Origin of the sequence: Cognatilysobacter lacus (genome assembly GCF_008274655.1) — a bacterium.
In the GTDB taxonomy this organism is placed as follows: Bacteria; Pseudomonadota; Gammaproteobacteria; order Xanthomonadales; family Xanthomonadaceae; genus Cognatilysobacter; species Cognatilysobacter lacus.
The window spans coordinates 1-8,248 of sequence record NZ_VTRV01000126.1 but is presented as its reverse complement, the minus strand read 5'-3'; the positions used below and the strand labels follow the sequence as shown (position 1 = coordinate 8,248).

Here is an 8,248-nt window from a genome sequence, read left to right as displayed (position 1 = left end):
GCACGAACGCGACCCGCCACGGTGCGGCGCCGCCGATGCGCCAGCCATCGTGCGCGGCCCACGGCGACGTGGGGTCCGCGGACGCCGCATTGCAACGCTCGGATGCGCGCTCGCTGGCGATCAGGCGGGCTGTCACCGCGGCGAGCAGCAGGCGATCCTCGCCCTGCGGCCGCGCCAGGAATTCGTCAAGATGGCGGTCGAGGTAGCCGGTATCGATGCTGCCATCGACCACCGCCGGATGCCGCACCAGCCGCTCCAGGAATTCGATGTTCGATTTCGGCCCGACGATCTCCGAGCGCGCCAGTGCGTCGCGCATTCGTGCCAGCGCCTGCGCGCGATCGGCGCCGTGCACGATGAGCTTGGCGATCATCGGGTCGTAGAAGATGGTGACCGTATCGCCTTCCACGACGCCTGAATCGACACGCACGCCTTCCGATGCCGTGGGCAGGCGCAGGCGCTCGAGCCGCCCCGAACCGGGCAGGAAACCCGCGTCCGGATCCTCGGCGTAGAGCCGAACTTCGATCGCATGTCCGCGTTGCGCCAGTGCATCCTGTGCAAGCGGTAATGGCAGGCCGAATGCAACGCGCAACTGCCACTCGACGAGGTCGAGCCCCGTGACCATCTCGGTCACCGGATGCTCGACCTGCAGGCGCGTGTTGATCTCCATGAAATAGAAGCTGCCGTCCTGCGCCACGATGAACTCGACGGTGCCCGCATTGACGTAGTCGATCGCGCGTGCCGCCTGCACGGCCGCCTCGCCCATCTCACGCCGAAGATCGGGCGTCAGGAACGGCGACGGCGATTCCTCCAGCACCTTCTGGTAGCGACGCTGCGCGGAGCACTCGCGCTCGAACAGGTGGATCGTGTTGCCGAAGCGATCGGCGAACACCTGGATTTCGATGTGTCGCGGCTTCTCGATGTAGCGTTCGAGAAGCACGCGGTCGCGCCCGAACGCATTGCGTGCCTCGCGCTGGCAGCTTTCAAGATGGGCAGCGAATTCAGGGGACGTGCGCACGATGCGCATGCCCTTGCCGCCGCCGCCGTGCGCGGCCTTGATCATCAGCGGATACCCGATGCGGTCGGCCTCGCGCTGCAGCACGGCGCCGTCCTGATCGTCGCCGGTGTAGCCGGGCACCACCGGCACGCCGGCGGCCTGCATCAGGTCCTTGGCGCCCGCCTTGCTGCCCATCTTGCGCATCGATGCCGCAGGCGGCCCGATGAATGCGATGCCCGCGGCCTCGACGGCGTCGGCGAAGTCGGCGTTCTCGCTGAGGAACCCATAGCCCGGATGGATCGCCTGCGCACCGGATCTGAGTGCGACGTCGACGATCGCGTCGCCGCGCAGATATGAGTCCTGCGGGCGCGGGCCGCCGATGCAGTAGGCCTCGTCCGCCTGTCGCACGTGCTGTGCGTCTGCGTCGGCCTCGGAATACACGGCGACCGTGCGGATGCCAAGCGCTCGGCAGGTACGGATGACGCGGCACGCGATCTCACCACGATTGGCGATCAGGACTTTCTGGAACATCAGCAGGAGGCTTCCGCGCGGCGATGGGCCGCTTCGATATTGGGAGTGCCGCGACGGGCGTCGCGCGAACGTCGCAGGTCGGTGCTGTCAGAGGCGCGCGTACGCTCTTGCTGACGCGCGCTGGGTGATCGGCGCAGGTCGGGTCGCCGGGTGGCGATGCTGCCGTTTGCGGTCATGCCTGGCGCCTCACGCGCACCACGCAGGCCGGCGTTTTTCGAGGAACGCGCCGATGCCTTCCTGCCCCTCGGGGGACACGCGCAGGCGCGCGATCAGCGCAGCGTTCTCGGCGTCGTGGCGGTCGCGGTCGGAATGCGAAGCAACGGTGCGCACGAGTTGCTTGGCGCCCGACGCCGCGATCGGGCCGGCCTTCAGCAAAAGGTCGAGCTGGCGCGCCACCGCCGCGTCGAGCGCGGCTTCGTCGTCGGCCACCTCATGCAGCAGGCCGATCCGAAGCGCGGTCGCCGCGTCGAAGATTTCCGCGGTCGCGAACCAGCGGCGCGCCTCGCGCGCACCCATGGCCGCGACGACATACGGCGAGATCACGGCCGGCAGCAGGCCGAGCTTGCTCTCCGTCAAGCCGAAGCGTGCGTTCGACGAAGCGATCGCGATATCGCAACAGGCGACCAGTCCGACGCCGCCGCCGAACGCGGGACCATGGACGCGTGCAATGGTCGGTTTGGGCAGCTCGTCGAGGCGCCGCATCAGGCGGGCGAGGGCGAGCGCGTCGTCGCGGTTGACCGCTTCGCTCGCCTCCGCCATGGCGCACATCCAGTTGAGGTCGGCGCCCGCGGAGAACGAGGCACCTTCGCCCTCGATGACCACGGCGCGCACGTCGGGGTCGCGCGCTACGCCGTCCAGCGCGCCGGTCAGGGCGGCTATGACCGTGGCATCGAAGGCGTTGTGCAGCTGCGGCCGGTTGAGCCGGAGCCGCGCGACCGCGCCCTCGCGGAAATGGAGCAGGGGATGGCTCATCGACGCATGCCCGGGGTGGGCCCGTGATCATAGCCGCTCGGTTCGGCGCGCTCTCCGTTCGTCGCGTGTGTGGCGGCCGAAGCCCCGCCCGCCGCGCTCCGGGCCGGCAGGCACGTGGTGCTAGAATGCGAACCATTCCCATTTGGGTTGGCGCAACGTGAAGCTCTCCGAGCTGCCTTATCGCACCGCAGCGACCGTCATCGGCGTCGAAGACGCGACGGCGAACGACTCGGTGGCTCGCCGCCTGCGCGAGATCGGGTTCGTCGCTGGCGAGCGGGTCGAGGTTGTGGCCGCCGGCCCCGTCGGAGCGGAGCCGCTGTTGGTGCAGGTCGGCTACACCCGGTTTGCCCTCCGCCGCCGCGAGGCCGCGCGTGTCGGCGTGTGCGTCGCCGACCCGGTGCGGACCGCACACACGGCCCTTGGACGCGAAACGGTGGAGTCATGAGCGCCGCCGTGCTTCGTCTGGCGCTCGTAGGCAATCCCAATTGCGGAAAGACCGCGCTCTTCAACCGGTTGACCGGCAGCCGGCAGAAAGTGGCGAACTACGCCGGCGTGACCGTGGAGCGCAAGGAAGGCCGGTTCGCGGCGCCGTCGGGTCGCGAATACGTCGTGCTCGACCTGCCCGGCGCGTACAGCCTGCAGGCCGCGAGCCTCGACGAGGCGGTTACGCGCGATCTCTGCCGCGGCTTCTATCCGGGCGAGGCCGCGCCGGACGTGATCGTCTGCGTGGTGGACGCCACGAACCTGCGCCTGCACCTGCGGTTCGCGCTCGAAATGCGCGAGCTGGGGCGGCCAATGGTGGTGGCCGTCAACATGATGGACGTGGCCAAGCGCCGTGGCATCGAGGTCGATCTCGGCAGGTTGGCAAGCGAGCTGGGCGTTCCGGTGGTTTCGACCGTGGCGGTGCGCGCCGGCGGCGCGAAAGCGCTCGTGGACGTGCTCGACCGCGGCTGCGCGACGCTGCCGCCGGCGGATCCCAACACGGCCGGCCCCACTGCCGCCGACATCGACGCGCTGCACGCACGCACGCGCCAGATACTGCTCGCGGCCGTACGGATGCCGCGTCGCACGGCCGAGATCGACGACGCGCTCGATCGCTGGCTGCTGCATCCGGTCTTCGGCCTCGTCGCGCTGGCCGCGGTGATGTTCCTGATCTTCCAGGCGGTGTATGCCTGGGCGACGCCGGTGATGGACGTTATCGACGCCGGCGCGAAGTGGCTCGCGGCCGAGGTGCACCACACCCTGCCGCCCGGGCCGCTCACAAGCCTGCTGGCCGAGGGCGTGATCGCCGGGCTCGGCGGTGTCGTGGTGTTCCTGCCGCAGATCCTGATCCTGTTCTTCTTTATCCTCGCGCTCGAGGAATCGGGCTACCTGCCGCGCGCTGCGTTCCTGCTGGATCGCATGATGTCGGCCGCAGGGTTGTCGGGACGATCGTTCATCCCGCTGCTGTCGAGCTTCGCCTGCGCGATCCCCGGGATCATGGCGACACGCTCGATCCAGGATCCACGCGACCGGCTCGCCACCATCCTCGTCGCGCCGCTGATGACGTGCTCCGCGCGACTGCCGGTGTATGCGCTGCTGATTGGCGCGTTCATCCCGCGGCACAGGGTGCTGGGCGTTCTGAACCTGCAGGGTGTGGTGCTGTTCGCGCTCTACGCGGCGGGCATCGTCAGTGCGCTCGCGGTGGCGTGGGTGATGAAGAAGTGGCGCAGCGACAAGGGCGAGCACCCGCTGATGCTCGAACTTCCGTCGTATCGGCTACCGCATCCGCGTGACCTGGCGATCGGCCTGGCCGAGCGTGCGGGCATCTTCCTGCGCCGCGTGGGCGGCATCATCCTCGCGCTCACGATCCTGCTGTGGTTCCTGCTCAACTTCCCGGCAGCACCGGCGGGCGCCATCGGGCATGCGATCGACTACAGCTTCGCCGGCCGCATCGGGCACGCGATGACGGCGTTCTTTGCGCCGCTCGGATTCAACTGGCAGATCTGCATCGCGCTGGTGCCAGGCATGGCCGCGCGCGAAGTGGCGGTGTCGTCGCTCGCGACGATCTATGCGCTGTCGACCGCGAACGCCGCCGACGCCGCGAACGCGCTGTCGCCGCTGATCGCGCAGGACTGGTCGCTCGCCACCGCGCTTTCGCTGCTCGTCTGGTTCATCTACGCGCCGCAGTGCGTGTCGACGCTCGCCACGATCCGACGCGAGACCAACTCCTGGAAACAGGTCGGCATCGCCGCCGGCTACCTGTTCGCGCTGGCCTACCTTGCATCCATGCTGACGCACCAGATCGCCAGCCGGCTCGGAGGCTGACGGTGGCCGACACGATGAACCTGCAGTACATCGTCGTCGGCGCCGCGGTCGTTGCGAGCGTCGTGTATGTGTTCGTGACGCGATGCCCGACCGCCGCCCGACGCCTGCGTGGCTGGGTCGCGATCCGGTTGATCGACAGCGGCTCGGTCCGACTCTCGAAGCTCGGTCGGCGCATTGCGCCTGCGCCGAAAGCGCAGGACGGCTGTGGCTCCTGCGGGGGCTGCGACCCGAACGGCTGAGGCGAGCGTGCCGCTGCTCGCTAGCGGCGTCGACCCTTGCCCGCGGGCACCACGTTGGTCTCGACCGTCACGCTGAAGCTCCGGCGCTGCTCGCCTTCGAGTGCGCCGACGCCGATCACCTGGCGATTCACCTCGTCCCCGCGTTCGTTGCGGATCACCAGCACCATCGTGTATTCGATCGCTTCACCCGGGCGCTCGGCGCGCAGTGAGCCCTCGACCGCCAGCGACGTCGTGCGCTGCGGATCGGTGCCGGCGGCTGCGTCGAAACGCAGGTGATGCCGGCACCCCGGGCAGACGCTCGCGGTGTCGAGGATGATCGTCTTGCAGTGCGGACAGCTCCGTGTCGCGCCCGGCAAGCCGGGTCGGACAGCGCTCATGCCGCGCTGCCGGCCTCCGGCGTGGTGTCGCCCTTGCTCTTGCCGCCGGTCACGGCACCATTGCCGGAATCGCCCCAGCCGAATTCGACCATGCCGCGCATGCGCGCGCCGGGTGCGACGGTGACCGCGCCGGCCTTGATGTCGCCGACCAGCGAACCGGTTTCGACAACCTCGACCCGCTGCGCGGATTCGACGTTGCCTTCGAGCTCGCCTGCGATGACGACGCGCCGCGCCTTGATGCCGCCGTTGACGCGCGCGCCGACTTCGATCGTCAGGTCGCCTTCGACGGCGATGTCGCCGGTGAAGCGGCCCGCGATGCGGACGTTGCCGGCGCCCTGGATGCGGCCTTCGATCGATACGTCGGACGCGATCACCGACTCCTTGGCTTCGCGCGTTGCCGGACGGGCGGCGGGCGCGACAGGCGCGATCGCGGAAGGCGCCGGTGCGTTCGTCGGCGGTGCGAATGCGAACTCGTTGGGCGACGCGTCCTTGCCGAGCGCGGACTCGGGCATCGGTGCGCCATCGCGCTTGTTGCTGGTGTTCGGGAAGATAGCCATGGGATGTCCCTCGGGGGCGGGATGGGAAAACCGAGGCTATCACGCAGCCTTGACGTGAAAACCGTGACCGGCCGCCCGACCCCGAACTTCGTCGGATTGGACACCGGTCCGCGCGACAATGGTCAACCGGCGTTCATTCGAGCAGCCGTGCAGGCCGCCGCTACATCCGGAAGACGCCGAAGCGGGTGCGGTCCTCGATGGGTGCATTGAGCGACGCCGACAGCCCCAGTCCAAGGACACGGCGCGTATCCGCCGGATCGATGATGCCGTCGTCCCACAATCGTGCGGTCGCGTAATACGGGTTGCCCTGCTGCTCGTACTGCTCGCGCAGCGGCGCCTTGAACGCGTCCTCGGCCTCGGCGCTCCAGCTCTTGCCGGCGCCTTCCAACGCGTCGCGCCGCACCGTCGCCAGCACGCTGGCGGCCTGCTCGCCGCCCATCACGCTTATCCGCGCGTTCGGCCACATCCACAGGAAGCGCGCACCGTAGGCGCGGCCGCACATCGCGTAATTGCCCGCGCCGAAGCTGCCACCGATGACGACAGTGAACTTCGGCACGTGCGAGCACGCCACGGTGGTCACCATCTTCGCGCCGTCCTTCGCAATGCCCGCGTTCTCGTACTTGCGACCGACCATGAAGCCGGTGATGTTCTGCAGGAACACCAGCGGGATGCCGCGCTGGTTGCACAGCTCGATGAAGTGCGCGCCCTTGAGCGCGCTCTCGGCGAACAGGATGCCGTTGTTGGCGACGATGCCGACCGGATACCCGTGCAGGTGCGCGAAGCCCGTCACCAGCGTCTTCGCGTAGCGCGCCTTGAACTCCTGGAACTCGCTGCCGTCGACGATGCGTGCGATGACCTCGCGGATGTCGAACGGGCGACGCGCGTCCTTCGGCACCACGCCATAGAGCTCTTCGGCCGGGTAACGCGGCTGGCGCGAAGGTATCGACGTTACCGGCAGCACCTTGCGCCGATTGAAGCTAGCGACGATGTCGCGCGCGATCTGCAGCGCGTGGTCGTCGTCCTGCGCGAAGTGATCGGCCACGCCGGAGATGCTGGTGTGCACGTCGGCGCCGCCGAGCGCCTCTGCATCGACCACCTCGCCCGTAGCAGCCTTCACCAGCGGCGGGCCGCCGAGGAAGATCGTGCCCTGTTCCTTGACGATGATGCTTTCGTCGCACATGGCGGGCACATACGCGCCGCCGGCGGTGCAGCTGCCCATCACCACCGCGACCTGCGGGATGCCGAGCGCCGACATGCGCGCCTGGTTGTAGAAGATGCGGCCGAAGTGTTCCTTGTCAGGGAAAACTTCGTCCTGCAGTGGCAGGAATGCACCGCCCGAATCGACGAGATAGATGCACGGCAGGTTGTTCTCGAGCGCGACTTCCTGCGCACGCAGGTGTTTCTTCACCGTCATCGGGAAATACGTGCCGCCCTTGACCGTCGCGTCGTTCGCGACGACCACCACTTCCTGACCAAGTACGCGGCCGATGCCGCAGACCATGCCTGCAGCGGGCGCGGCGTCGTCATACATGCCTTCGGCGGCAAGTGGCGCGATCTCGAGGAACGGTGAGCCTTCGTCGAGCAGCGTGCTGATGCGGTCGCGCGCCAGCAGCTTGCCGCGCGAGGTATGCCGATCGCGCGCCGTTTCGCCGCCGCCATCCGCCGCGCGGGCAAGGCGCGCGCGCAGTTCGTCGGCGAGAGCGCGATGGTGCATCGCACTCTCCTGGAAATCGGCGGAGCGCGGGTCGAGCTGGGACTGGATGACGGGCATGGCAGGCACGGGGAAAGCAGAACGCGCGATCAAACCACATGGCGGGCGAGGGGGCCAGCCAGCGCACGCGCGCAGTCGTGGTTTCGCCGTCAAGACGGCACTCCGTACGACTCTTCGTCGCGGGCGGATTGCGATGCCATCAATGGCCTGCCACGGATCCGCGCATTCCTGCTCGACCTAGCGTTTCCGACGGTTCGGGCGCCATCGTCGCAGCGCGTCGACCGCCGGAGGACTCGATGGTCGCCCTGTTGCGCGCCCCGTTCGCAGTAACCACCCGCCAAAGAAGAAGGCCCGCTTTCGCGGGCCTCCCGGTACATCGTCGAACGACGAGGATTACTTCTTCGCTTCGGCCTTGGCTTCGGCAGCAGCTGCATCGGCCTTGTTGGCAACCTTGTTCGCAGCGGCAGCGGCGTCGCTCGCGGCATTGGCCGTGGCGTTCGCAGCGGTCGCGGCGGCGTCGTTCGCGGCAGCAGCGGTGGTGGCCGCGGCGTTGTCGACGG

At 68.6% G+C, this 8,248-nt stretch carries 8 protein-coding genes; 3 read left to right on the top strand and 5 right to left on the bottom strand.

The window, feature by feature from the left end; genetic code table 11:
• Together FW784_RS10745 and FW784_RS10740 are read right to left on the bottom strand one after the other, a co-directional pair.
• The coding region (locus FW784_RS10745) for an acetyl-CoA carboxylase biotin carboxylase subunit (RefSeq protein WP_149353340.1) at nt 1-1,525 on the bottom strand (1,525 nt) is incomplete at its 3' end.
• A gap of 186 nt (nt 1,526-1,711) precedes the next feature.
• Nucleotides 1,712-2,497 (bottom strand): enoyl-CoA hydratase-related protein, encoded by a 786-nt coding sequence (locus FW784_RS10740; RefSeq protein WP_149353339.1) that lies wholly within the window; start codon nt 2,495-2,497, stop codon nt 1,712-1,714.
• Nucleotides 2,498-2,654: 157 nt separating this feature from the next.
• Here FW784_RS10740 and FW784_RS10735 point away from each other — a divergent pair, with 157 nt between their 5' ends.
• From FW784_RS10735 to FW784_RS10725, 3 genes are read left to right on the top strand one after another with little or no spacing between them, the layout of a single operon-like run.
• On the top strand, nt 2,655-2,942 hold the full coding sequence (locus tag FW784_RS10735) for a FeoA family protein (protein WP_205123610.1): 288 nt from the start codon (nt 2,655-2,657) through the stop codon (nt 2,940-2,942).
• Nucleotides 2,939-4,804 (top strand): ferrous iron transport protein B, encoded by a 1,866-nt coding sequence (gene feoB / locus FW784_RS10730; protein ID WP_149353338.1) that lies wholly within the window; start codon nt 2,939-2,941, stop codon nt 4,802-4,804. The genes FW784_RS10735 and feoB overlap by 4 nt, the downstream gene beginning before the upstream one ends.
• A 2-nt stretch (nt 4,805-4,806) precedes the next feature.
• Entirely contained in the window at nt 4,807-5,043 is a 237-nt protein-coding gene (locus tag FW784_RS10725) for a DUF6587 family protein (protein ID WP_149353337.1), read from the top strand.
• 20 nt (nt 5,044-5,063) lie between these two features.
• On the opposite strand, the gene FW784_RS10720 is transcribed toward FW784_RS10725, so the two are convergent.
• The 3 genes from FW784_RS10720 to FW784_RS10710 form a co-directional block, all read right to left on the bottom strand.
• Nucleotides 5,064-5,420: a hypothetical protein gene (locus tag FW784_RS10720; RefSeq protein WP_149353336.1), complete on the bottom strand. Its 357-nt coding sequence runs from the start codon at nt 5,418-5,420 to the stop codon at nt 5,064-5,066.
• Nucleotides 5,417-5,977 (bottom strand): bactofilin family protein, encoded by a 561-nt coding sequence (locus FW784_RS10715; protein ID WP_149353335.1) that lies wholly within the window; start codon nt 5,975-5,977, stop codon nt 5,417-5,419. The genes FW784_RS10720 and FW784_RS10715 overlap by 4 nt, the downstream gene beginning before the upstream one ends.
• Before the next feature lie 160 nt (nt 5,978-6,137).
• Nucleotides 6,138-7,748 (bottom strand): carboxyl transferase domain-containing protein, encoded by a 1,611-nt coding sequence (locus tag FW784_RS10710; protein WP_149353341.1) that lies wholly within the window; start codon nt 7,746-7,748, stop codon nt 6,138-6,140.
• Nucleotides 7,749-8,248: the final 500 nt, after the last annotated feature.